The sequence below is a fragment of the Candidatus Omnitrophota bacterium genome (assembly GCA_021735655.1).
Lineage (GTDB): Bacteria > Omnitrophota > Gorgyraeia > Duberdicusellales > 4484-171 > JAHKAJ01.
Map to the genome: position 1 here is coordinate 27,229 of JAIPGM010000012.1, position 19,023 is coordinate 46,251.

Consider the following 19,023-nt stretch of genomic DNA (forward strand, 5'->3'; position numbering starts at 1 on the left):
ATAAGGAGGTGCAATATGGGTAAGGAAAAATTTGTAAGGACCAAGCCCCATCTCAACATTGGTACCATTGGTCACGTTGATCATGGAAAGACTACTCTCACAGCTGCGATAACTAGGGTTTTGTCAGCTAAGGGAAATGCTAAGGCGCTTAAGTTTGAAGACATTGATAAGGCGCCGGAAGAGAAAGAGCGCGGTGTAACGATTAACATTGCTCACGTTGAGTATGAAACTGAAAATCGTCACTATGCTCATATCGACTGTCCGGGTCACGCTGACTATATTAAGAATATGATTACTGGTGCAGCGCAGATGGATGGTGCAATTCTTGTAGTTGCTGCCACTGATGGACCGATGCCTCAAACTAGAGAGCATATACTTTTAGCGCGTCAGGTTAACGTGCCATCGCTAGTTGTGTTTATCAACAAAGTTGACGCTATGGAAGATCAGGAATTAGTTGATTTGGTAGAAGAAGAAGTAAGAGATTTACTTACTAAATATGAATTTCCTGGTAAAGATATCCCAGTAGTTCGTGGTTCTGCCTTAAAGGCATTGGAATGTGGTTGCGGCAAGGCCGATTGCACAGCTTGCAAACCAATTGAGGATTTAATGACAGCAGTTGATGCACATATCCCAGCACCAAAGCGCGATATTGATAAACCGTTCCTTATGGCCGTTGAAGACGTTTTCTCGATTTCCGGTCGAGGAACAGTAGTTACCGGAAGAATTGAGCGTGGAAAGGTTAAAGTTGGTGAAGAAGTTGAAATGGTTGGAATCCATGAAGAAATAAAGAAAACAGTAGTTACCGGCGTTGAAATGTTCAGAAAACTTCTTGATGAAGGTCAAGCTGGCGATAACGTAGGTCTACTTCTAAGAGGAGTTGATAAAGAAGGTGTAGAGCGAGGAATGGTTATGGCTAAAATTGGCTCAATCACTCCACATAAAAAGTTTATGACTAAAGTTTATGCCTTGAAAAAAGAAGAAGGTGGTAGACATACACCATTTTTCGCAGGTTACAGACCACAGTTCTATTTCCGTACCACTGATGTGACTGGAACTTGTAAATTGCCACAAGGCGTAGAAATGGTTATGCCTGGTGATAATGTAGAGTTGGAAGTAACTTTGATTCAGCCAGTGGCCGCAGAGAAAGAATTAAGATTTGCTATTCGTGAAGGTGGAAGAACGGTGGGTGCAGGAGTAATCACCGAAATTGTAGAGTAATTGTTGACTATAGGTAGAGGTTAAAACTATGCTTAAATTACGAATAAAGCTAAAGGCGTTCGATCATCGGATTCTAGATCAATCAGCACAGGACATTACCGAGGTGGCCTTGCGCACCGGAGCAAAGGTTAATGGACCGATACCTATCCCAACAAAGAAGAAAATTTACACTGTTAATCGTTCGACAAATACTGATAAAAAGTCGCGCGAACAATTTATGCTGGCGATTCATAAAAGGATTATTGACTTAGACAATCCAACCGCCAAGACCATAGATGCTCTACGAAAGTTAAACCTGCCTGCAGGGGTAAATGTAGAGATTAAGCAAGAAGTGTAATAGAGGCGCAATTCAGGAAGTATAGCTTTCCTAAATTGTATGTCTGAATTATACCTTAGAATATTATATCTGAGGTATGTAATTTGGTTAAGTTTATGATTAAAGAAATTTACGGTAAAAAAATTGGAATGACCCAAACTTTTGATACTGAAGGGAACTTGTCGGCAGTAACTCTTTTGGAAGTGGAGCCAGTTTGTCTTCTTGATGAGATAAACTACCCTACAAAAAACAGAGTTCGAATAGGTTGTTTTAAGCTGAATGGCAAGAAAGCATCTAAAGTAAAGAAGCCTGTAGCTGGCTATTTTAATAAAGTTGGAGCCGAAGCATATAAGTTGATAAGAGAAGTTGCTCCACAGGTTGGTGCTGATTTTTCTTTTCTTTCGGAGAAATCTGAAAATAAACAGCTTAATCAAGAGTCGGTAGTTAGCGTTGAACCTACTGAGGCTAAGTCAGAAGAATTGCCTAAGGAGTCGGTTGAATCAACAGAATCTAGCGAGCCTCAGGTTCAAGAAGTGTCTCAAGAAGCACCAAAAGATAAACGTCAGCTTGGGGTTGATTTATTCAAAGAGGGCGATATCGTTGATGTGCAGGCAAAAACTAAAGGAAAGGGGTTTTCCGGAGGAATGAAGCGCTGGGGATGGCGTGGCCAGCCACGAACTCACGGTTCAACTACGCATAGACGTGTTGGTTCGGTTGGAGCTTCAGCTTACCCTTCGCGAATAATAAAAGGTATACATATGCCTGGACACTTAGGTAATAAATTTAGGACAACAAAGAACCTAAAGGTTCTTAAAGTAGATAAGGATAAGAATATTATTTTTGTTTCTGGTTGTGTCCCTGGGGCTAGAGGCGCAGTAGTTCGTGTAAGGAAAATAGGATAATTTTATGAGTGCTAAAGCAACTCCTAAACCAAGAAAGAAGTCATTGAAGTCAGCTAAAAAGACTGTATCTAAGGAGACTAGAGAGTTAAATTTAGCAGTTTTAAATACTCAAGGTAAAAAGGTTGAGGAAGTCGATATTGATGCCACAGTTTTTGACGGCATTATTAATATGTCATTAATGCATCAAGCTGTAGTAATTTACTTGTCTAATCAAAGGAAAGGATTAGCGTGCACAAAAACTCGGGGCGATGTAAGAGGCGGTGGTAAAAAACCTTGGCGCCAAAAAGGAACTGGCCGGGCAAGGTTCGGTTCAAGTCGTAACCCAGTTTGGCGGGGCGGTGGAGTAGCCTTCGGACCAAAGCCACATTCGTATTATAAAGATTTACCTAAAAAAATGAAGACTTTAGCTTTTAAAAGTGCGCTCAATGCTAAATTAAGAGACAAAGAGTTAATATTGTTGGATGAGTTAAAACTCGAATCGCATAAGGCAAAAAAGTTTGCTGGGATAGTTGGTAAGCTTAAGCTAGACAAGGAAAAGGTATGTTTTGTAGTGAAAAATTTAGAGAATAATTTAAAGCTGGCAACTCGTAATATCGAAAAGGTTGAAATTGCTTCAGCTGCTAGTGTTCATACAATAGAAATTCTTGATTGTAGCAAGCTTGTTTTAACTAAGAGCGCCTTACGAACAATTGAAGAGAGGATTAAGAAATGCCTGGCTTAAAGGGAAGTTACTCAGTCATTAAGTCGCCGTTAATTACGGAAAAATCAAGCCGTGAGGTAGCCCTTAGGAAATATTGTTTTTGGGTTGATAAGAATGCCAACAAAATAGAGATAAAAAGAGCGGTAGAGCTAGTTTACAAAGTAAAGGTTGAAAAGGTCACATCAATGATAGTTAAGGGAAAAACGAAGAAGGTTAGGCATAATCAGCCAGGTAAGACTTCTTCTTGGAAAAAAGCTATAGTTACCTTGAGCCAAGGTTCGGAAATAAAGTTAACTTAAACTGTTATGGGAGTAAAAAAGTTTAGACCAGTAACCCCTTCTTTAAGATTTAAGGCTATTTCTAATTTTTCAGAAATAACCCGTAGTTCTTCGGAGAAGTCTCTAACTGTCAGTCTTAAAAAGACTGGCGGTCGTAACAATCGTGGGAGAATAACCTCTCGGCGGCGCGGTGGTGGCAGTAAGCGGAAATATCGACTGATTGACTATAAGCGTAATAAATTTAATGATTTCGGAGAAGTGATAAGTATTGAATATGATCCTAACCGTAGTGCCCGCATAGCTTTAATTGAATATTCTGACAAAGAACGTCGTTATATTATTTGGCCGGATAAACTAAAAGTTGGTGATAAAATTATGAGCTCTTTAGACGCCCAGGTAGACATTAAACCGGGCAATAGCATGAAATTAATTCATATTCCTATGGGGACCTTATTACATAATTTAGAGTTAACACCGGGTAAAGGTGGAGTATTAGTAAGAAGTGCCGGTAACTGGGCTCAGCTTATGGCTAAAGAGAAGGGGATGTCGCAGTTACGTATGCCTTCAGGAGAAATACGTTTTTTAAAAAGTGAATGTCGGGCTACAGTTGGCCAGGTTGGGTTAATTGAGCATTCTTCTTTCGTCCACGGAAAGGCTGGAAGAGTGCGCTGGCTGGGTCGACGTCCTAAAGTGCGTGGTGTAGCGATGAACCCAGTAGATCATCCACATGGAGGTGGAGAAGGAAAAGCTGGTCAAGGAAACCCGCATCCGGTTACTCCTTGGGGTAAACCGACTAAGGGCTATAAAACCAGGAACAAACGTAAATCAAGCAATAAGTATATTGTAAAACGTAGAGTAAATAAGAGGGTTAAATAATGAGTCGTTCATTAAAAAAAGGTCCTTACATTGAGCCAAAATTATTAAAAAAGGCGCATAACGTAAAGAAGTCTGGCGATCGAAAAGCGATAAAGACTTGGTCGCGCAGCTCAATGATTGTTCCGGAATTTGTCGGACTAACTTTTGCTGTTCATGATGGTCGAAAACATGTTCCGGTTTTCGTTACCGAGTCAATGGTTGGCCATCGTTTGGGTGAGTTTGCTCCTACCAGGACTTTTCGTTCTCATGGTGGGATAAAGGCTAAGAAGGCAATACAAAAGAAGTAAAAATGATAGCTAGAGCAGAAGCAAAGTATATACGTATTTCACCGACCAAAGTAAGACCGGTTAGCGTTCTTTTTAAAGGGAAGAATGCAAAGCTTGCTTTAGCCCAGCTTGAGCTGATCAATAAAAAGGCTGCTTTTCATCTAAAGAAAGTTTTGCATTCGGCAGTAGCTAATGCAAAAAATAAAGGTTATGCCGAAGATCAACTGTTTATATCAAAGGTTATTGCTAACTCTGGTCCGGCCTTAAAGCGTTATCGTGCGGCTTCATTCGGCAGAGCAACTTTAATTCGAAAACGCACATCGCATATTTTAGTTGAACTTGACAGTTTGGAAAAATTGATTAATAAAGTTGCGACCAAAACCAAAGCTAAGGCTAAGGCGAAGCCAAAAACAAAAGTAAAGAAAAGGGTAAAATAAGGTAAATTATGGGACAAAAAGTACATCCGTATATTTTAAGAATTGGTTTTGGGAAAGATTGGCTTTCTCGCTGGTTTTCTTTTAAAAAGAGTGAATATGCTGATTTTCTAGAAGAGGACCTTATAGTCCGTCGGAAAATCAAAGATGCCTATCCAGGCGGTTCAGTCTCTACTATTGTTATTGAAAGAGTTTCTCAGAGTGTAATTCGAATCAGGATAAAAACTTCTCGTCCCGGAGTAATTATTGGTCGACGTGGTCAGGATATCGAACGTCTTAAGAGAGATTTAAATCGACTTACCAAGAGAGAAATCATAATTGACGTTGAAGAGGTTAGAGAACCAGCTACCGAAGCACAGTTAATTGCTGAAGTAATTGGTTTCCAGCTTTTAAAAAGAGTAAATTTCCGTCGGGCAATGAAACGAGCAATACAGCAGGCAACTTCGCTTGGCGCTGAAGGGATAAAGATTCGTTGCTCAGGAAGGCTGGGTGGTGTAGAAATTGCGCGTAAAGAATCATATAAATATGGTAAAGTCCCGCTTCAAACTTTCAGGGCCGACATTGACTATGGATTTTATGTTGCTAGAACTACCTATGGAACAATTGGGATTAAGGTTTGGGTCTATAAGGGTGAGAAAAAACTGGGAAGCTACATGATTAAAGAGCCGGATCAAAGGGAAAATTAAGTTATGTTAATTCCAAAAAGAGTTAAATATCGGAAAACCCAGAGGGGAAGACGAAAAGGCATAGCAGTCGCTGGTTCGACAGTTGCTTTTGGCGAGTATGGAATAAAAACTCTTGAGTCAGTATGGCTTAAGAATACTCAGATAGAGACTGTTAGAATTATTCTTACTAGAAGATTACGTCGCGGCGGTAAGCTGTGGATAAGAGTATTTCCAGATCGACCGGTGACTAAAAAACCCGCTGAATCACGGCAAGGTAAAGGAAAAGGCGAGGTTGAGGGCTGGGTTGCATCAATACGTCGGGGGGCAGTAGTTTTTGAGTTAGGCGGTATCCCTGAAGACTACGCTCGGGAATCTTTCAAATTGGTAGCTTACAAGTTACCTTTTAAAACAATGTTTGTTACAAGGAAAAGATGAAGATAAAAGATTTACAGGGCCTATCAAACGAAGAACTTAAGGATAAGTTGAATGACTTAGATAAACAGCTTATGGAGCTACAGTTTAAACGTCGTAGCGGGGTAGAAAAGCCTCATCAGTTTAAACAGCTTAAAAAAGATATTGCCCGTATCCATACAATTGTTAATCAAAAAGGGAGGAAGTAGCTTTGAGTAAAGGTAAGGTTCTAGAGGGAGTGGTTACAGCTGATAAGAGCGATAAGACTATAACCGTAATGGTTAAAATTAAAGTTGCTCATAAAATGTATAAACGCGCTAAACTTTCGCGCAAAAAATATAAAGTTCACGACGAAAACAATCAAGCAAAGATTGGAAATCGGGTTAAAATCATTGAATCCCGACCAGTCTCTAAGCATAAACGATTTCGTCTTTTGGAGATTACTCAATGATTTACATGCGTAGCAAATTAGATGTGGCTGATAATAGTGGCGCTAAAAAGGTTGCCTTTATTAGCGTTATTGGTAAGAAAAATAAAGATCATGGCGACATTGGGGATGTAATTACTGCCAGCGTAAAGGAAGCGACCCCTAACGCGGCTATAAAAAAGGGCGAAGTGGTCCGAGCAGTAATAGTCAGAACGCATTTTCCGATTAAGCGAAAGGATGGTTTGGCTATTAAGTTTGATAAGAATGCTTGCGTAATTATTGATAAGCAAATGAATCCCCGAGCAACTAGGGTTTTTGGTCCAGTAGCTCGAGAGTTGAGGGGTAGGTTTAGTAAGATACTATCCTTGGCGCCGGAGGTAATATAAGTGAATTTAAAGATAAAAAAAGGCGATAAAGTAATAGTAATAGCCGGAAAAGATAAGGGTAAAACTGGTAAAGTGTTGAAGACTATCGCCATGAAGAATCGAGTTGTAGTTGAGGGTGTGAATATAATGAAAAAACACGCTAAGCGTCGATCAGAAAGCGATCAGGGTGGCTTACGCGATATTTCGGTACCGATAAATGCTTCGAACGTGTCGCTTGTTTGTTCGAGTTGTAACGTTGGCGTTCGCTTTTCGATGAAGAAATCAGACGACAAGACTAAGGTAAGAATTTGCAAGAAGTGCCAGAAACCAATTTAGGAAATAAGATGGAAGAAAATAAAGAAAAATACATACCGCGTTTCCTCAATAACTATCGTAATGAGATTATTGACCAAATGCGTCAAAAGTATAACTATAAAAATGTTTTAGCCGTACCTCGGTTGATTAAAATTGTAGTTAATATGGGGGTGGGGCAGGCAACTCAGGACGCTAAAATTATTGAGAAGTGTGCTGAGGAGCTAGGGGTAATTACCGGCCAGAAGCCTAAAATTTGCCGATCACGTAAGCCAATTTCTAATTTTAAACTGAAAGAGAATGTTCCGATTGGTTGCTGTGTAACTTTAAGACGAGCAATGATGTATGAATTTTTAGACCGTTTTATTACTGTAGCATCTCCGCGTATACGTGATTTTAGAGGATTTTCGGCGAACTCTTTCGACGGAAATGGTAACTACACTTTTGGTCTTACAGAACAGAATATTTTTCCGGAGATTAATCTTGATAAGATATCCAGGACTCAAGGCATGAATATCACAATACACACAAGTGCTTTGACTGATGACGAAGCAAGGGATCTGCTTAAATTATTTGGATTTCCTTTTAGGAGGTAATGTGGCTAGTTTATCTAAAATTGAAAAGTGGAAAAGAGAAAGAACAAAAGTAAAGTTTTCTACCCGTAGACATAATCGTTGTCGTCGCTGTGGGAGACCGCGTGGCTATTTGCGGGATTTTGAACTTTGCCGAATTTGTTTCAGGGAGTTAGCTTGGCAAGGTTTAATCCCAGGAGTAAAGAAGGCAAGTTGGTAAGTATAAAAAACGGAGCGAAGCAATGAGTAGAACCGATGTAATTAGTGATGCTTTTACAATAATTAGGAACGCTTCTCGAGCTAGGATGGAGGAAACTCATATCCCTTATTCAAATTCTTTAGCTAAGATTTGCGCAATTTTAAAAAATGAAGGCTATTTAGAAAACTTTAAAGAAGTTGACTTAGAAGGTTTTAAAAAGATTAAAGTCTATCTTAAATATCAAAATAAAAAAGGGATTATCGACCAGATCAAAAAAGTGTCTAAGCCGGGAAGAAGAATCTATGTGAAACAACAAGATATTCCTAGGGCTTTGGGCGGTTATGGAGTAACTATAGTTTCAACATCTAGTGGCATGCTTAGTGGTAAAGAGGCAAGAGAAAAAGGCCTTGGCGGAGAAGTTATCGGGATGGTCTGGTAGAATATTTTTTTGACGGAGTAAATTATGTCGAGAATAGGAAAAAATCCAATAGCAATACCAAAAGAAGTAAAAATTACTGTTAAGGATGGCCGTTGCTTAGTCGAAGCCGCAAAACATAAGTTAGAATTGAGTATACCTTTTGGGATTACTGTTGAGGTAAATGAAGGTTTTACTACAATTAAGCGAGTTAACGATTCAAAGCAGGTTAGGAGTTTGCATGGTACGATTCGAATGCTAGTTAGTAATATGGTTGATGGCGTGACCAAAGGCTTTAAGAAGGAGTTGGATATCGTCGGTGTTGGCTACAAGGCCCAGATAAAGGGTAAACAACTCGTTTTAAATGTCGGATTTTCTCATTCAGTCGATATGGAGATACCTGAAGGTTTGAAAGTATCTTGTGCTGGAAATAATAAGATTATTGTCGAAGGTATCGATAAGCAAAGGGTTGGAGAATTCACGGCTAAGGTGCGTAAGATTTACCCACCGGAACCTTACAAGGGGAAGGGAATTCGCTATAGCGGTGAAAAAGTAAGAAAGAAGTTAGGAAAAGCATTAGCTAAATAAACAGATGAAAAAAATAGGTAGAACTCACAGACATAAACGGATTACTAAAAAAATTAAAGGGGTTGAAGATAAGCCTCGTTTAGTAGTTTTTCGTAGCAAGAAGCATATCTATGCTCAAATTATTAACGATGAACAGCAAAGAGTGATTGCTGGATGTTCTACTTTGAGCAAGGCGTTTAAAGATAAAGGTGCTAAAACTAGTGATAAAGATGCAGCAAAAGAGATCGGCAAGTTGATAGCGGCTAAGGCTTTAGAGTCAGGGGTTAAAACTGTATCTTATGACCGTGGTGGCTATAAATATCATGGCAGAATAAAAAGCTTAGCTCAGGGAGCTCGAGAAGGAGGTTTGAAGTTTTGAACCAAAATTCGAATAATAAAGATCGGTCTACACCTGCCAAAAAATTTGGGTCTAGTTATCAGAAAAAGAAAGAACAACGTCCAAATAGGCAGCAAAAAGATCCTCGGGATACAGAAAATGCTTTTATTGAAAAAGTTCTTTTTATCAACAGGACCACTAAGGTTACTAAGGGTGGTAAAAACTTAGGATTTGCTGCCTTGGTGGTTGTAGGCGATGGAGTTAACTCGGCTGGTTTTGCCTTAGGTAAGGCTAATGAAGTTGCCGATGCTATACGTAAAGGTATTAGTCGAGCAAAAAAACTGGTTAGGCCGATTAAAAAACGGGGAACAACTATACCGCATCAAATTATTGGAAAGTTTGGTTCAATCCGAATTCTGTTAAAGCCAGCTACTGAAGGAACTGGGGTTATTGCTTCTTCTCCGGTGCGGGCAATTTGTGAATGTGCGGGGATAAAGAACATTTTAACTAAAAACTTAGGTAATTCAACTAATCAAATAAATGTAGTTAAGGCAACCTTCCAAGGGTTGGAAAGTTTAAAGGGTGAATATGAATCTATCAAATCTGAAACCAAAGACAAAGAAAAAGAAGCCTAGAAGGGTCGGTCGTGGTACCGGTTCAGGTTTAGGGAAAACTTCTGGCCGTGGACATAAGGGTGCCGGACAACGTAAAGGCAAAAAACTGCCTTACGCCGGTTTTTGTGGAGGTAATCTACCGATAGCACGTACTTTGCCTAAGCGAGGCTTTACTTCGGTCAGACCGAAGATTTATCAACTAGTTTCGTTAGGCGATATTCAGAATAAGATTAGTATTAAGGATGAAATTACACCGGAAATCTTTAAAAAATTTAATTTGATTAAGGATAAAGATAAGCCAGTCAAAGTATTGGCTAATTTAGACGGCGAATTTAAGAAAAAAGTAGTGGTTAAGGCTGATGCTTTCTCAGCTAAAGCTAAAGAAATTATTGAGTCTCAAGGAGGAACTGCTGAGTGTTTAAGTCGGTAGGTAATATATTTAGGATCGAAGAGCTGAGAAAAAAGATTTTTATTACTCTATCTTTGTTAATTGTTTATCGGGCCGGTTGTTTTATTCCTACTGCTGGGGTAAATACTGCAGCATTAAGCCAGTTCTTTGAAATGATTGCGAAAACTCAGGGTCAAACAATTCTAGGCATGGTCAACCTTTTCACCGGTGGCGCCTTAACTCGTTTGAGCATTTTCGCTTTAGGTATTATGCCTTACATTTCAGCTTCGATTATTATGCAGCTTTTAGTTAATATTGTTCCGGCTTTAGAGCGATTTGCCAAGGAAGGTAAAGCTGGCTATGAAAAGATAAATCAATACACGCGATATTTAACGTTTGTTCTTTGCGGTGTTCAAGGTTTGTTTCTGTCACTTTGGTTATCAAATCCAAATAATTTTAAGGGCATTCAAATCGTTCCGCATCCGGGAGTAATGTTTACTTTAACGACAATTATTACCCTTACTGCTGGGACAGTTTTTATCATGTGGTTGGGAGAACAAATTCAGGAACGAGGCATTGGCAACGGAATATCAATAATTATTACTGCTAGCATTATTTCACGTATTCCTTCTTCTTTGCGTCAACTTTGGATTCTTTATTCACCTTTTGATATCGCCAAGCGTCAAATTTCAACCCCAGTTATCATAGCTTTAATTGTTGTTTGGTTTTTAACAATTGCTGCAGTAGTCCTTTTTACCCAAGCTCAGCGGAGGATTCCGATTCAGTATGGGAAACGAATTGTTGGCCGCAAGGTCTATGGAGGAACTACACAGTATTTGCCGATCAAGGTAGACATGAGCGGAGTTATTGCTATCATTTTCGCCAGTAGCGTTTTAGCTTTTCCAGCTACAGTAAGTATGTTTTTGCCTAAGTCGATAAGATTTTTTGCTATTTTGCAAAGTATTTTTCAGCAGCGTGGTTTTTGGTATAATTTTATTTTTGTCGGTTTAATTATGTTTTTTATGTATTTTTATACTGCGATGGTGTTTAATCCTTTAGAGATATCTAACAATTTAAAACGTTACGGTGGCTTTATTCCTGGAATTAGACCGGGTACGCCGACTGCGCGGCACATTGACTTTGTAACAACTAGGATTATTTTTATCGGTGCTTTATATATTGCAACTATAGCTATATTTCCTAATATTATTATGTATGCCTTTAGGGTGCCGTCTTACGGATTAGCTTCTCTTTTTGGCGGAACTACCCTTTTGATTATGGTCGGAGTAGTGTTGGATACTATGAAACAGATAGAAGGTCAGTTGCTTATTCGTCACTATGATGGTTTTATTAAGGGTGGAAGCCTGAAGGGGAGAAAATGAATATAATTTTATTTGGTGCCCCTGGGTCAGGTAAAGGAACTCAAGCGATCGTAATGAGTGAGCAGTTGGGCTTAAGAAGAATATCTCTTGGTGATATTTTACGTAAAGAAGTTAAAGAGGATACGGATATTGGTCAAGAAGTTAAAAGCTATATGAATCAAGGGCAGTTAGTGCCTGATGAGTTGGTAGCCAGGGTTATTGAGAATCATATTGATTCTAAGGGGTTCATTCTTGATGGTTACCCGCGCAATGTAGCCCAGGCTAAGAAGTTAGAGGATATTTTAAAGAATCAAGGCTTAGCTATTGACCTTTTTGTTTATATGGACGTTAGTCGTGAAACTGTGGTTGATCGTCTTACCAAAAGAATAGTTTGCAAATCTTGTGGCGCAAATTATCATTTAAAAAATATGCCACCGAAAAAAGAAGGAATTTGTGATTCTTGTTCGAATGAGTTAGTTCAACGTAAGGATGACACTCCTGAAGTTATTTTGAAGCGTTGGGAAGTTTTCTTAAAAGAAAGTTCTAAATTAGTTAATTTTTATAAAAGTCGCGGCAATCTTTTTAAGGTTGATGCGAATTTTGATAAAGATTTGGTCTTTGAAAAGATAAAAGCCGAAGTTAAATGAGTGAGCTTTTGACTCCTGAAGAGTTTGCCTTAATGCGAAAGGCAGGCAAGGTGGCCTCAAGGGTGCTAAGGCGTTTGAAGCGTTTTATCAAAGATGGGATTACAACAAAAAGCATTGAAGAGTTCTTTGAGAAAGAGCTAGATAAGTATCCTGGTATGGAGCCCGCATTTAAGGGGTTTATGGGTTATCCGGCTTCGTTGTGCGTTTCGGTTAACGAGGAGATAATTCATGGTATCCCTTCGAAACGCCAGATTAAAGATGGTGACCTGGTTAGCGTAGATTTAGGGATAAAGTATCAGGGTTTGTTCGTTGATACGGCTTATACTTATATGGTTGGCAGAGTTTCACCTCAAGCTAAGAAGCTGGTGAGAGTAACCTTGAAGTCGCTTTACGCTGGAATAGGTTCGATAAGCTTAAGCGGTCGGCTTGGTGATGTAAGCTCAGCAGTACAGACTGAAGTCGAGCGAAATGGGTTTTCGGTGGTACGTAGATTTGTCGGACACGGAATAGGTAAATCTTTACATCTTCCGCCGGAAGTACCAAACTTTGGAAATAGAGGCGATGGGCCAAAATTAGTAGTTGGTTCAGCGATTGCAATCGAGCCGATGGTTTCAGCCGGATCTTATAAGGCGGACATCTTAGGCGATGGTTGGACTGCCAGAACAAGCGATGGATCAATGTCAGCTCATTTTGAACATACAGTGGCGATAACTAGTAAAGGACCTAGGGTGATTACCCGGTAAATATCTGTTAGCAGGCAGAAAATAATATGGCAAAAGAAGATTTAATTGAGGTTGAGGGAGAAATAGTCGAAACGTTACCTAACGCTATGTTTAGGGTTAAGATCGATAATGGACATGTTGCGTTGGCTCATGTTTCTGGTAAGATGCGAATGCATTTTATCCGAATTCTTCCTGGCGATCGCGTTAAGCTAGAGCTTTCTCCGTACGATTTGTCGCGGGGAAGAATAACTTATCGACATAAGTAGCGGTAAGAATAAGTATCGTTTTAATTATTAATTCGGAGAGTATATGAAAGTACGAGCGTCAGTAAAAAAAATTTGTGATAAGTGTAAGATAATAATGCGGAAAAGGGTGGTAAGGGTTATTTGTGAAAACCCTAAACACAAGCAAAGACAAGGTTAGGAGGAATAATGCCAAGAATTTTCGGTGTCGATATCCCAAAAAATAAAAAAATTAGAGTTTCTTTGTGCTATGTTTACGGTATTGGTCCGGTAAGAGCTTTAGAAATTCTGAACAATCTAAAAATAGATCCTGAAAGAAAGGCTTTAAGCTTAAGCGATGAAGAGATTTCGCAAATAGCTACTCACGTTCAAAATAATTATCGAATCGAGGGTGAACTTCGTCGGGAAATTTCTCAAAATATACGCAGATTAATTGATATTGGTTCTTATCGAGGTTCGCGTCACAAAAAAGGCTTGCCAGTGCGCGGGCAACGAACAAAATGTAATGCCCGTACTCGCAAAGGTCCTAGGCCACGAGTAGGTGGAATTAAAGGTAAGTGAGGATAATCTATGGCAAAAAAACGACGTAAAGAAAAGAAAAAACGACAACCGTTAACTTCAAGCATCGGAATAGCTCATATCATGGCAACTTTTAATAATACGATAGTTTCAATTACTGACATGAAAGGTAATGTTTTGGCTTGGTGTTCAGCCGGAAAGGTTGGGTTTAAGGGGGCAAAAAAATCTACACCTTATGCGGCCCAAATGGCTTCGTTGCAGGTTGCTCGTGAGGCAAGAGACATGGGGTTGAGAGAATTGGAAGTTTTAGTAAAGGGTCCTGGTCCAGGAAGGGAATCGGCCATACGGTCTTTGCAGGCGGCTGGCCTAAGTGTAAAAAGAATAAAGGATATTACTCCGACGCCACATAATGGTTGTCGGCCAAAGAAAAAACGAAGAGTTTAATAAAGAGAGGGAGATATGGGAAGATATTTAGAAGCAAAGTGTAAATTGTGCCGCAGGGCAGATATGAAATTATTTTTAAAGGGGACACGTTGCATTACCGAAAAATGTGCTTTCGCAAAGCGGCCAACGCCTCCGGGAGCTAGTCAAAATAGACGTCGTTCAAAACCTAGCTATTATGCTTTGCAGTTACGCGAAAAACAGAAGGTAAAACGGATGTATGGTATGCTTGAGAAGCAGTTTAAACGTTTTTTTTCCATAGCTAATAAATCTCGCGGAGCTACTGGCCGGGTTTTAATCCAGCTTCTTGAGCGACGGATAGATAATGTGATATACCGTTCGTTGTTTGCTTTTTCTCGTAATCAGGCGCGTCAGATAGTTAGGCATGGTTTTGTCTTTAGTGGTGGAAAACGAGTGGATATACCTTCTTATATAGTGAAAGAGGGTGAGCAGATAGAGATTAGAGCTAAGGACAGCATTAAGCAAGGTCTAGCTGAAAATTATGAACTTAATTCAAAGGATCGCAGTGTTGCTTCATGGATTGAAGTAAATAAAGACAATTATTCTATAAAAATTGTACGATTTCCTGAAAAGGAAGATTTGATTCTTTCAGTTGACGAGCAGTTAATCGTAGAGCTTTATTCTAAGTAAGATATAATTCGACTAAAAGGCTTTTAAAATTAAAGTTTCATTAAAGGGGGTAAAAAGATGGGGATAACCTGGCGGGATTTTCAGTTTCCTAAGCGTGTAACAGTTGAACAAGAAGATTATAGCTCGAATTATGGAAAGATTATCGCCGAACCTCTTGAAAGAGGCTATGGGGTGACCTTAGGTAATGTTTTACGTAGGGTTCTTCTTTCTTCAATAGAGGGTACTGCAGTGACTTCAGTAAAAATAGATGGGGTTTCGCATGAATTTTCAGCTGTTGAGGGGGTTCTCGAAGATATTCCGGAGATGATTCTTAATATTAAGAATTTAGTTTTACGGTCGTATTCCCGAGCACCTAAGAAAATATATATAAAGGCTGAAGGCGAGCAGATAATAACGGCTAAAGATGTGGTAACTAACGAGACTATTGAGGTTATTAACCCTGATTTACATATTGCTACGCTTACTTCTAAAAAGTCTAAGCTCAATATAGAGATGGAAGTTGGACGCGGCCGTGGTTTTGTTCCGGCTGAGATCAATAAACGTGAAGGAATGGCTATAGGGGTTATCCCGATTGATTCAATTTTCACCCCGGTTAAACGGGTTGCTTTTAAAGTTGAGAATACCCGTGTTGGCAAACGAACTGATTACGACAAACTTGTGCTAGAAATTTTTACTAATGCAAGTATTGAGCCTAAGGAAGCTTTGATCTATGCAGCCAAGGTTATGAGTAAACATCTTGAGTTGTTTTTTACTCTTGGTGAGCTTCCGGAGGATGATTTCGAAGAACTTACTCCTGAGGAATCTGCTCTTTATGAAAAACTTAAGATTCCGGTTTCTGAGCTTGAACTGAGCGTCCGTAGCGCCAATTGTCTTCGCGAAGCCAATATAAAGACTTTGTCAGAATTGGTTGAGAAGACAGAGCCAGAGATACTTTCTTATCGTAATTTCGGAAAGAAATCGCTTAATGAAGTCGGAGCATTGCTTAAAACAATGGGGATATCTTTTGGGATGAAAATTGATAAAGATAAATTAAATAATTCAAAATGAGGCATAGAAAGAAAAGCGAAAAACTATCTCGTTCTCGGGCTCAGAAAAAAGCTTTAGTCAAATCTCTTGTGAGGGCTGTGCTTATTGACGAAAGGATCAAGACGACTACTTCCCGAGCAAAATATTTACGTGGTGAAGTCGATAGGCTAATTACTAAAGGCAAAAACGACACCTTGTCTTCGCGGCGTTTAGTTTATCGAAAGCTTGGCGACCATAAATTAGTTAAGCGGCTTTTTGAAGTCATAGCTCCACGTTTTAAATCAATTAATGGAGGATACACTCGAACCGCCCATCTCATTTCGCGCAAAGGTGATGGGGCTAGCATGTCATTGTTGGAGTTGACCAAGCGCGAGGTTAAAAAGAAAGTTTTGAAAGGAAAGAAAGCTAAAGATAATGCTATTGACGTTGATAATCAAGAAGAGGCCTTAGCTTTAAAAAAACCGGAGAAGAAAAAAGGTATTATTTCCGGAGTGAAAAAGATTTTTAAAAAAGAGCGCGATCTATTAAAATAATCTTGCGGAGTCATTATTTAATATGATTAATCCTCATGTAACCGCATTAAATAAATCAGCCACCCTAAAAATAACCGCTTTAACTAAGAAACTGATCCGAGAAGGCAAAGATGTTGTGAATTTTGCCGCCGGAGAACCTGATTTTGACACTCCCGAATTCATTAAGGCCGCCGCCAAAAAAGCAATTGATGAAGGTTTTACCAAATATACTCCTTCTTGTGGTTTGCCGGCGCTCCGTGAAGCAATTGCAACTAAGTTATCGCAAGAGAACCAGATACCCACTAAGGCCGAGAATGTTATTGTAACTTCAGGCGCTAAGTATGCGCTGTATGTGGCCTTGACTACTCTTTTAACTAAGGATGACGAAGTCATTATCCCTTCACCGCATTGGGTTAGTTATCCGGAGATGGTTGAGCTTGCTGGAGCAACGACTAAATATTTACTTACTAATGAGGCCGATAATTTTAAAATCAATCCCGTTGATTTAGCCCGAAGCATTGGACCAAAAACAAAAGTTTTAATTCTTAACTACCCTAGTAATCCGACTGGTGCTACTTATACTCAAGGGGAACTGGAAGAAATTTATAAGGTTATTGAGGGTAATAACATTTTTGTCATTAGCGATGAGATATATGAGGTTTTGACCTATGATTCCCAAAAGCATAGTAGCTTTGCAGCTTGCTCTTCAGCTGCTAGTCGGACGATAACCGTTAATGGGTTTTCAAAGACTTTTTCAATGACTGGATGGCGTTTGGGTTATTTGGCCGGTCCAGTTGAAATAATTAATCAAGCTTCAAAAATAATTGATCACACCACTTCTTGTGCTTGCGCTATATCACAGAGGGCAGCCTTGGCAGCCCTCGGGAATAAAGAATGGCTGAAAGAGGTTAAGAAAATATTTCAGGAACGTAGGGATATTTTCTTGCATGGTCTTGAGCAGTTGCCTAAACTTAAACCAATTAAACCCGAGGGAACTTTTTATCTTTTTTGTGATATCCGTCCATCAGGTTTAGATTCCTTTGATTTTGCAACTCAACTTCTTGAGAAACATTTAGTTTCTTGCATTCCAGCCGATCCTTTTGGCAAACCCGGATTTTTGCGAATGAGCTTTGCAACTAGCAAAGAACAGATTAATAAGGGTCTTGAAAGAATTAAGAAGTTTTTATCAGAAATTTAGAAATTAATCATGACTAAGACAATAATTGAGAAAATTCTTTCTCAACATGCTGGGAAAAGCCTTCAGGCTCAAGATGTGGCTATTTGCAAGGTTGATTTTTGCTTTTCTCAGGACGGAACAACTTCCTTGGTCGTCGACAGCCTTAAAGCTTCTAAAGGAAAACTTTGCAATTCTAAAAAATATGCAATGTTTATTGATCACTCGAGTCCATCTCCTAGCTTAGGTGTGTCTCGAGTACATTCAGGTATGCGTAATTTTAGCAGACAAAATAACAATTTATTTTTTGATGTTGGTTGTGGAATTTCACATCAGCTAGTTATTGAAAAGGGGTTTGCTTATCCAGGAGCACTCATCCTAGGGGCTGATTCTCATACCTCAACTGCTGGAGCATTGGGTGCGGCTGCTTTTGGAGTTGGTTCTACTGATTTGGCAGTTGCCCTGACAACCGGGAAAAATTGGTTTAAAGTTCCTGAAACGATAAAGATAATTATTAAAGGAAAAATTCCCCAAGGAGTCTATGCTAAAGATATTATTCTGCATATTATTCATAAGCTAGGCGCTAATGGAGCAACTTATAAAGCTATTGAGTTTTCCGGTGAAGTTATCGATAAACTTTCAGTGGATGCGCGTTGTACAATCACCAATATGACTATTGAGTTCGGGGCAAAGTGTGGAATTATCGCTCCCGATAAAAAAACTAGTAAATATCTTGATGGCTTAGGTGTAAAAAAATATCCGGAAATTTATGCCGACAAAAAATGTCGGTATCAGAAAATAATTGAGTTTGATGTTTCAAAATTGTCTCCCTGTCTTGCGAAGCCGCATAGTGTTGATAATGGTGTGAGGGTGGAAGAATTAGAAGGTTTGAAGATTAACCAGGCTTTTCTGGGGACTTGTACTAATGGTCGATTGGAGGATTTAGAAATTGCTGCAGCGATTATTAAAGGCCACAAGGTCCACCGTGATCTAAAGTTTCTTGTAGCTCCAGCGTCACAAAAAGTATTTCTAAAGGCTTTAAAAAAGGGTATACTGAGAGTATTCATTGAGGCGGGAGCGATTATACTGCCTGTGGGGTGTGGCCCTTGCGTTGGTACACATCAGGGTGTTCCGGCTGACAATGAAGTTGTTGTTTCAACGGCTAATCGTAATTTTAAAGGACGAATGGGCAACCCAAAGAGTTTTATCTATTTAGCTTCTCCGGCGACAGTTGTTGCTTCGGCAATTTTGGGAAAAATTGCCGACCCAAGAAAATTTTTATAGTTTGAGTAAGCCCAGGTATTTTAGGTATCAGGGTAGTGTTATCAAAGGAGATGATACGATAATTGTTCAATGATAGTTGGTGAAAACTCTGGATTATCAGTAGAATAAATAGATAGTCACAGAGTAGATAGGTTATAGGTTGTATTGTTTTTCTGGGGCTTAATTGACCCCGTAAAGGAGAT

Annotated in this window: 33 protein-coding genes; all 33 read left to right on the forward strand. The window is 39.4% G+C overall.

The features are described from left to right. Positions 1-15: 15 nt before the first annotated feature. The 33 genes from tuf to K9L86_08150 all read left to right on the forward strand — a co-directional run bounded on the left by tuf (position 16) and on the right by K9L86_08150 (position 18,841). Positions 16-1,218 carry an elongation factor Tu gene (tuf, locus tag K9L86_07990; protein ID MCF7908790.1) on the forward strand — a complete coding sequence of 401 codons (1,203 nt, stop codon included), beginning with the start codon at positions 16-18 and terminating at the stop codon, positions 1,216-1,218. A 28-nt stretch (positions 1,219-1,246) separates the two neighbouring features. After that, complete coding sequence (gene rpsJ, locus K9L86_07995; GenBank protein MCF7908791.1) at positions 1,247-1,555, forward strand: 30S ribosomal protein S10; 309 nt, start codon at positions 1,247-1,249, stop codon at positions 1,553-1,555. A 95-nt stretch (positions 1,556-1,650) separates the two neighbouring features. Next, positions 1,651-2,436, forward strand: coding sequence for a 50S ribosomal protein L3 (rplC, locus tag K9L86_08000; GenBank protein ID MCF7908792.1), 786 nt, complete (start codon positions 1,651-1,653; stop codon positions 2,434-2,436). Between the two features lie 4 nt (positions 2,437-2,440). Further along, the gene (gene rplD / locus K9L86_08005) at positions 2,441-3,157 is read left to right on the forward strand and encodes a 50S ribosomal protein L4 (GenBank protein MCF7908793.1); all 717 of its coding nucleotides are present in this window, start codon (positions 2,441-2,443) and stop codon (positions 3,155-3,157) included. Further along, the gene (rplW, locus tag K9L86_08010; GenBank protein MCF7908794.1) at positions 3,145-3,435 is read left to right on the forward strand and encodes a 50S ribosomal protein L23; all 291 of its coding nucleotides are present in this window, start codon (positions 3,145-3,147) and stop codon (positions 3,433-3,435) included. Before rplD ends, rplW begins: the two co-directional genes overlap by 13 nt. Positions 3,436-3,441: 6 nt before the next feature. After that, the gene (rplB, locus tag K9L86_08015; protein MCF7908795.1) at positions 3,442-4,290 is read left to right on the forward strand and encodes a 50S ribosomal protein L2; all 849 of its coding nucleotides are present in this window, start codon (positions 3,442-3,444) and stop codon (positions 4,288-4,290) included. Beyond that, complete coding sequence (gene rpsS / locus K9L86_08020) at positions 4,290-4,577, forward strand: 30S ribosomal protein S19 (protein ID MCF7908796.1); 288 nt, start codon at positions 4,290-4,292, stop codon at positions 4,575-4,577. Before rplB ends, rpsS begins: the two co-directional genes overlap by 1 nt. Positions 4,578-4,579: 2 nt before the next feature. Then, positions 4,580-4,993 carry a 50S ribosomal protein L22 gene (gene rplV, locus K9L86_08025; GenBank protein ID MCF7908797.1) on the forward strand — a complete coding sequence of 138 codons (414 nt, stop codon included), beginning with the start codon at positions 4,580-4,582 and terminating at the stop codon, positions 4,991-4,993. 8 nt (positions 4,994-5,001) lie between these two features. Continuing rightward, positions 5,002-5,676 carry a 30S ribosomal protein S3 gene (gene rpsC, locus K9L86_08030; GenBank protein ID MCF7908798.1) on the forward strand — a complete coding sequence of 225 codons (675 nt, stop codon included), beginning with the start codon at positions 5,002-5,004 and terminating at the stop codon, positions 5,674-5,676. 3 nt (positions 5,677-5,679) lie between these two features. Beyond that, positions 5,680-6,090, forward strand: coding sequence for a 50S ribosomal protein L16 (rplP, locus tag K9L86_08035; protein ID MCF7908799.1), 411 nt, complete (start codon positions 5,680-5,682; stop codon positions 6,088-6,090). Then, a complete protein-coding gene (rpmC, locus tag K9L86_08040; protein MCF7908800.1) occupies positions 6,087-6,275 on the forward strand; it encodes a 50S ribosomal protein L29 in 189 nt (62 codons plus the stop codon). Before rplP ends, rpmC begins: the two co-directional genes overlap by 4 nt. Positions 6,276-6,277: 2 nt before the next feature. Continuing rightward, positions 6,278-6,517 (forward strand): 30S ribosomal protein S17, encoded by a 240-nt coding sequence (rpsQ, locus tag K9L86_08045; GenBank protein ID MCF7908801.1) that lies wholly within the window; start codon positions 6,278-6,280, stop codon positions 6,515-6,517. After that, positions 6,514-6,879 carry a 50S ribosomal protein L14 gene (rplN, locus tag K9L86_08050; protein MCF7908802.1) on the forward strand — a complete coding sequence of 122 codons (366 nt, stop codon included), beginning with the start codon at positions 6,514-6,516 and terminating at the stop codon, positions 6,877-6,879. Before rpsQ ends, rplN begins: the two co-directional genes overlap by 4 nt. Continuing rightward, positions 6,880-7,194, forward strand: coding sequence for a 50S ribosomal protein L24 (gene rplX / locus K9L86_08055; protein ID MCF7908803.1), 315 nt, complete (start codon positions 6,880-6,882; stop codon positions 7,192-7,194). Between the two features lie 8 nt (positions 7,195-7,202). Next, positions 7,203-7,766 (forward strand): 50S ribosomal protein L5, encoded by a 564-nt coding sequence (rplE, locus tag K9L86_08060; GenBank protein MCF7908804.1) that lies wholly within the window; start codon positions 7,203-7,205, stop codon positions 7,764-7,766. Further along, a complete protein-coding gene (locus tag K9L86_08065; GenBank protein ID MCF7908805.1) occupies positions 7,714-7,962 on the forward strand; it encodes a type Z 30S ribosomal protein S14 in 249 nt (82 codons plus the stop codon). Before rplE ends, K9L86_08065 begins: the two co-directional genes overlap by 53 nt. A gap of 22 nt (positions 7,963-7,984) precedes the next feature. Continuing rightward, positions 7,985-8,380 (forward strand): 30S ribosomal protein S8, encoded by a 396-nt coding sequence (rpsH, locus tag K9L86_08070; GenBank protein ID MCF7908806.1) that lies wholly within the window; start codon positions 7,985-7,987, stop codon positions 8,378-8,380. A 24-nt stretch (positions 8,381-8,404) separates the two neighbouring features. After that, positions 8,405-8,944, forward strand: a complete 540-nt coding sequence (rplF, locus tag K9L86_08075; GenBank protein MCF7908807.1) for a 50S ribosomal protein L6 — start codon at positions 8,405-8,407, stop codon at positions 8,942-8,944. Positions 8,945-8,948: 4 nt separating this feature from the next. After that, entirely contained in the window at positions 8,949-9,302 is a 354-nt protein-coding gene (gene rplR, locus K9L86_08080; protein MCF7908808.1) for a 50S ribosomal protein L18, read from the forward strand. Between the two features lie 125 nt (positions 9,303-9,427). After that, positions 9,428-9,895 carry a 30S ribosomal protein S5 gene (rpsE, locus tag K9L86_08085; protein ID MCF7908809.1) on the forward strand — a complete coding sequence of 156 codons (468 nt, stop codon included), beginning with the start codon at positions 9,428-9,430 and terminating at the stop codon, positions 9,893-9,895. Next, complete coding sequence (gene rplO, locus K9L86_08090; protein MCF7908810.1) at positions 9,849-10,304, forward strand: 50S ribosomal protein L15; 456 nt, start codon at positions 9,849-9,851, stop codon at positions 10,302-10,304. The genes rpsE and rplO overlap by 47 nt, the downstream gene beginning before the upstream one ends. Beyond that, on the forward strand, positions 10,289-11,644 hold the full coding sequence (secY, locus tag K9L86_08095; protein MCF7908811.1) for a preprotein translocase subunit SecY: 1,356 nt from the start codon (positions 10,289-10,291) through the stop codon (positions 11,642-11,644). Before rplO ends, secY begins: the two co-directional genes overlap by 16 nt. Next, complete coding sequence (locus tag K9L86_08100) at positions 11,641-12,270, forward strand: adenylate kinase (protein ID MCF7908812.1); 630 nt, start codon at positions 11,641-11,643, stop codon at positions 12,268-12,270. Before secY ends, K9L86_08100 begins: the two co-directional genes overlap by 4 nt. Continuing rightward, the gene (gene map, locus K9L86_08105) at positions 12,267-13,013 is read left to right on the forward strand and encodes a type I methionyl aminopeptidase (protein MCF7908813.1); all 747 of its coding nucleotides are present in this window, start codon (positions 12,267-12,269) and stop codon (positions 13,011-13,013) included. Before K9L86_08100 ends, map begins: the two co-directional genes overlap by 4 nt. 26 nt (positions 13,014-13,039) lie before the next feature. After that, positions 13,040-13,258, forward strand: a complete 219-nt coding sequence (infA, locus tag K9L86_08110) for a translation initiation factor IF-1 (protein ID MCF7908814.1) — start codon at positions 13,040-13,042, stop codon at positions 13,256-13,258. Positions 13,259-13,301: 43 nt separating this feature from the next. Further along, positions 13,302-13,415 (forward strand): 50S ribosomal protein L36, encoded by a 114-nt coding sequence (gene rpmJ / locus K9L86_08115; protein MCF7908815.1) that lies wholly within the window; start codon positions 13,302-13,304, stop codon positions 13,413-13,415. Positions 13,416-13,423: 8 nt separating this feature from the next. Beyond that, on the forward strand, positions 13,424-13,795 hold the full coding sequence (rpsM, locus tag K9L86_08120; GenBank protein ID MCF7908816.1) for a 30S ribosomal protein S13: 372 nt from the start codon (positions 13,424-13,426) through the stop codon (positions 13,793-13,795). A 9-nt stretch (positions 13,796-13,804) separates the two neighbouring features. Further along, positions 13,805-14,197, forward strand: coding sequence for a 30S ribosomal protein S11 (gene rpsK / locus K9L86_08125; GenBank protein MCF7908817.1), 393 nt, complete (start codon positions 13,805-13,807; stop codon positions 14,195-14,197). 15 nt (positions 14,198-14,212) lie between these two features. Then, a complete protein-coding gene (gene rpsD / locus K9L86_08130; GenBank protein MCF7908818.1) occupies positions 14,213-14,845 on the forward strand; it encodes a 30S ribosomal protein S4 in 633 nt (210 codons plus the stop codon). A 57-nt stretch (positions 14,846-14,902) separates the two neighbouring features. After that, on the forward strand, positions 14,903-15,892 hold the full coding sequence (locus tag K9L86_08135) for a DNA-directed RNA polymerase subunit alpha (GenBank protein ID MCF7908819.1): 990 nt from the start codon (positions 14,903-14,905) through the stop codon (positions 15,890-15,892). Continuing rightward, on the forward strand, positions 15,889-16,404 hold the full coding sequence (rplQ, locus tag K9L86_08140; GenBank protein MCF7908820.1) for a 50S ribosomal protein L17: 516 nt from the start codon (positions 15,889-15,891) through the stop codon (positions 16,402-16,404). Before K9L86_08135 ends, rplQ begins: the two co-directional genes overlap by 4 nt. A gap of 22 nt (positions 16,405-16,426) precedes the next feature. Continuing rightward, a complete protein-coding gene (locus tag K9L86_08145; GenBank protein MCF7908821.1) occupies positions 16,427-17,581 on the forward strand; it encodes a pyridoxal phosphate-dependent aminotransferase in 1,155 nt (384 codons plus the stop codon). Between the two features lie 9 nt (positions 17,582-17,590). Continuing rightward, positions 17,591-18,841 carry a 3-isopropylmalate dehydratase large subunit gene (locus K9L86_08150; GenBank protein ID MCF7908822.1) on the forward strand — a complete coding sequence of 417 codons (1,251 nt, stop codon included), beginning with the start codon at positions 17,591-17,593 and terminating at the stop codon, positions 18,839-18,841. Positions 18,842-19,023 lie beyond the last annotated feature (182 nt).

What these genes read in the sequence shown, in the direction of transcription:
- rplB (MCF7908795.1), top strand. Translation starts at nt 3,442, where the DNA reads ATGGGAGTAAAAAAGTTTAGACCAGTAACCCCTTCTTTAAGATTTAAG.
- rplN (MCF7908802.1), top strand. Translation starts at nt 6,514, where the DNA reads ATGATTTACATGCGTAGCAAATTAGATGTGGCTGATAATAGTGGCGCT.
- rplW (MCF7908794.1), top strand. Translation starts at nt 3,145, where the DNA reads ATGCCTGGCTTAAAGGGAAGTTACTCAGTCATTAAGTCGCCGTTAATT.
- rpsM (MCF7908816.1), top strand. Translation starts at nt 13,424, where the DNA reads ATGCCAAGAATTTTCGGTGTCGATATCCCAAAAAATAAAAAAATTAGA.
- rplR (MCF7908808.1), top strand. Translation starts at nt 8,949, where the DNA reads ATGAAAAAAATAGGTAGAACTCACAGACATAAACGGATTACTAAAAAA.
- rpsK (MCF7908817.1), top strand. Translation starts at nt 13,805, where the DNA reads ATGGCAAAAAAACGACGTAAAGAAAAGAAAAAACGACAACCGTTAACT.
- map (MCF7908813.1), top strand. Translation starts at nt 12,267, where the DNA reads ATGAGTGAGCTTTTGACTCCTGAAGAGTTTGCCTTAATGCGAAAGGCA.
- rplE (MCF7908804.1), top strand. Translation starts at nt 7,203, where the DNA reads ATGGAAGAAAATAAAGAAAAATACATACCGCGTTTCCTCAATAACTAT.
- rplD (MCF7908793.1), top strand. Translation starts at nt 2,441, where the DNA reads ATGAGTGCTAAAGCAACTCCTAAACCAAGAAAGAAGTCATTGAAGTCA.
- rplQ (MCF7908820.1), top strand. Translation starts at nt 15,889, where the DNA reads ATGAGGCATAGAAAGAAAAGCGAAAAACTATCTCGTTCTCGGGCTCAG.
- infA (MCF7908814.1), top strand. Translation starts at nt 13,040, where the DNA reads ATGGCAAAAGAAGATTTAATTGAGGTTGAGGGAGAAATAGTCGAAACG.
- rplV (MCF7908797.1), top strand. Translation starts at nt 4,580, where the DNA reads ATGATAGCTAGAGCAGAAGCAAAGTATATACGTATTTCACCGACCAAA.
- K9L86_08100 (MCF7908812.1), top strand. Translation starts at nt 11,641, where the DNA reads ATGAATATAATTTTATTTGGTGCCCCTGGGTCAGGTAAAGGAACTCAA.
- rpsH (MCF7908806.1), top strand. Translation starts at nt 7,985, where the DNA reads ATGAGTAGAACCGATGTAATTAGTGATGCTTTTACAATAATTAGGAAC.
- rpmJ (MCF7908815.1), top strand. Translation starts at nt 13,302, where the DNA reads ATGAAAGTACGAGCGTCAGTAAAAAAAATTTGTGATAAGTGTAAGATA.
- rpsC (MCF7908798.1), top strand. Translation starts at nt 5,002, where the DNA reads ATGGGACAAAAAGTACATCCGTATATTTTAAGAATTGGTTTTGGGAAA.
- rplC (MCF7908792.1), top strand. Translation starts at nt 1,651, where the DNA reads ATGATTAAAGAAATTTACGGTAAAAAAATTGGAATGACCCAAACTTTT.
- rpsS (MCF7908796.1), top strand. Translation starts at nt 4,290, where the DNA reads ATGAGTCGTTCATTAAAAAAAGGTCCTTACATTGAGCCAAAATTATTA.
- rplP (MCF7908799.1), top strand. Translation starts at nt 5,680, where the DNA reads ATGTTAATTCCAAAAAGAGTTAAATATCGGAAAACCCAGAGGGGAAGA.
- rpmC (MCF7908800.1), top strand. Translation starts at nt 6,087, where the DNA reads ATGAAGATAAAAGATTTACAGGGCCTATCAAACGAAGAACTTAAGGAT.
- K9L86_08150 (MCF7908822.1), top strand. Translation starts at nt 17,591, where the DNA reads ATGACTAAGACAATAATTGAGAAAATTCTTTCTCAACATGCTGGGAAA.
- rpsJ (MCF7908791.1), top strand. Translation starts at nt 1,247, where the DNA reads ATGCTTAAATTACGAATAAAGCTAAAGGCGTTCGATCATCGGATTCTA.
- rpsD (MCF7908818.1), top strand. Translation starts at nt 14,213, where the DNA reads ATGGGAAGATATTTAGAAGCAAAGTGTAAATTGTGCCGCAGGGCAGAT.
- K9L86_08065 (MCF7908805.1), top strand. Translation starts at nt 7,714, where the DNA reads ATGACGAAGCAAGGGATCTGCTTAAATTATTTGGATTTCCTTTTAGGA.
- tuf (MCF7908790.1), top strand. Translation starts at nt 16, where the DNA reads ATGGGTAAGGAAAAATTTGTAAGGACCAAGCCCCATCTCAACATTGGT.
- rplO (MCF7908810.1), top strand. Translation starts at nt 9,849, where the DNA reads ATGAATCTATCAAATCTGAAACCAAAGACAAAGAAAAAGAAGCCTAGA.
- rplF (MCF7908807.1), top strand. Translation starts at nt 8,405, where the DNA reads ATGTCGAGAATAGGAAAAAATCCAATAGCAATACCAAAAGAAGTAAAA.
- K9L86_08135 (MCF7908819.1), top strand. Translation starts at nt 14,903, where the DNA reads ATGGGGATAACCTGGCGGGATTTTCAGTTTCCTAAGCGTGTAACAGTT.
- K9L86_08145 (MCF7908821.1), top strand. Translation starts at nt 16,427, where the DNA reads ATGATTAATCCTCATGTAACCGCATTAAATAAATCAGCCACCCTAAAA.